This window comes from Streptomyces tropicalis, from assembly GCF_029269835.1.
In the GTDB taxonomy this organism is placed as follows: domain Bacteria; phylum Actinomycetota; class Actinomycetes; order Streptomycetales; family Streptomycetaceae; genus Streptomyces; species Streptomyces tropicalis.
In genome coordinates this window covers 1-1,611 of record NZ_JARJBB010000085.1, presented here as the reverse complement: position 1 = coordinate 1,611, position 1,611 = coordinate 1, and the positions used below count along the sequence as shown (strand labels likewise).

The 1,611-nt window shown below is 70.4% G+C and carries 3 protein-coding genes; all 3 read left to right on the top strand.

Annotated features, from left to right (window positions below; translation table 11 throughout):
• On the top strand, positions 1-460 hold a 460-nt coding region (locus P3H78_RS33105), incomplete at its 5' end, for a hypothetical protein (RefSeq protein WP_276112874.1).
• A 285-nt stretch (positions 461-745) separates the two neighbouring features.
• Entirely contained in the window at positions 746-958 is a 213-nt protein-coding gene (locus tag P3H78_RS33100; RefSeq protein ID WP_276112873.1) for a hypothetical protein, read from the top strand.
• A partial coding sequence (locus P3H78_RS33095) for a hypothetical protein (protein ID WP_276112872.1) occupies positions 943-1,611 on the top strand: 669 nt, incomplete at its 3' end. The genes P3H78_RS33100 and P3H78_RS33095, both read left to right, overlap by 16 nt.

The following is a 1,611-nucleotide window of genomic DNA, read 5'->3' as shown; positions in this document are numbered from 1 at the left end:
GACGCTGGCCGCGCCCGACCACCTGGAGACCCGCATGCGGTTCCTGATCACTGACGACTCCCGGCAAATCCTGACCGCCATCGACGTACCCGACGCCCCCGAGGGCGACAGCGCCACCATCGGCCTCGAACGAGCCGACCGGCCCGACCTGCTGTACGTAGGCGCTGACCTGTACAACGACGGCACGGTCGTCGTTGGACACTGGCCCGACGGCGAGCACTGGGACAGCCTGGTGCGCAGCGAAGGCGTTCCCGATGCCTGCGGCCACGCCACCCCGGCCCACCCCGCAGAGCCGACCTACACCCGCGCACAGGTCATCGCGGCTCTCGCCAGCGTCCGCACGCGTCTGGCGCCGAATGAGGACCCGTCCGTGACCGAAACACTGATCCGGGCCACCCTCGACTCCCTCCCTGCCCAGACCCAGACCGAGCCGTTCACGAGTCAGCTCGAGACCGGGTGATCGAGCCGATCCCGCCACGGGCCCGCTCCCACGCCGCGACCGGCGCCGGAGCGGGCCCATCGGCATCCCGGGTCACAGCGGCAGAGGAACAGCGTCCGGTCGCGCCGGGCAGTTTGCGCGGCTAACCCCCGCCGGCCCCACCGTCAATCCAGCCAGGCCGCCACCGGAGGAATCACTCCCGCCAGCAACGGGCCCGGCCCCATCGCCGCCCATGCGCCGCAGCGGACCACATCTCCAGCGCTGCTGCTACCTCATCGCGCGGCACGCCCATCCACGGAGGCAGCCATGCCCGAACCACCCGCACTCGCAGCCGAGTCCACTCCCGCCCTGGCCTCCTTCCAAGCCGTCTTCACACTGCCTGGCGACGACGGCGACGACTGGGACCCCGTCGACACCCTCCGCTGCACCCGCTGCGGCCTCCTGATCCGAGCCGGAGCAGCCGCCACCCTCACCGACCTGAACACCGCCGCGTTGGAGCACACATGTCTGAGCACCTGACCGAGGCCACGATCCTGCCCACGCAGGTCACCACGGCACTCAACGAACTACGTGAAGCAACCGGACAGACCGCCGAGATCCAGCGCACCTCTCCGCTGCACTACCTGCTGGTCCTGACCAGCGAGCGGGTCGAACTCACCCTCACCTGGCGCCGCACCTACCGCGGCTCCTGGAAGTGGAACAACTCGACGCTCACCGTCGACGGAACACCCCGCGAACTTGCCCGCGACCTGGACGACTTCACGCACATCTGGAAGGACCCCGACGTGCTGTCGAGGCCCGGCGGTCGCTCAGAGGTCCCCGCCCTCACGCCGGTAGCCGACGAAGCGCAGCTGCCCGGCCTGGTGCGGCGATCACTCGACAGGATGCGCAGCCACGCCGAGCGCAAGGCCAGCGACGGAAGCGTTCAGGTCATCGCGGCGGCGACCGACACTGGATACACCATCGAACTCGCCAGCACCCGCGGAACGCTCCACCTGCGCTACGCGCCGCGCCGCCGCCCCGCCGGCGCCTGGGACCTGGACGAGCGCAACGGGTTCCAGGTGTTCGACGCGAACGGCATGGACGCGACCAAGAAGTTCGCCGGAAACCTGATGGCCGCGCTCGCCGACCTGTTCGGAGTCGGCGCAGCACCCGCCGTGCCCGGCCAGACC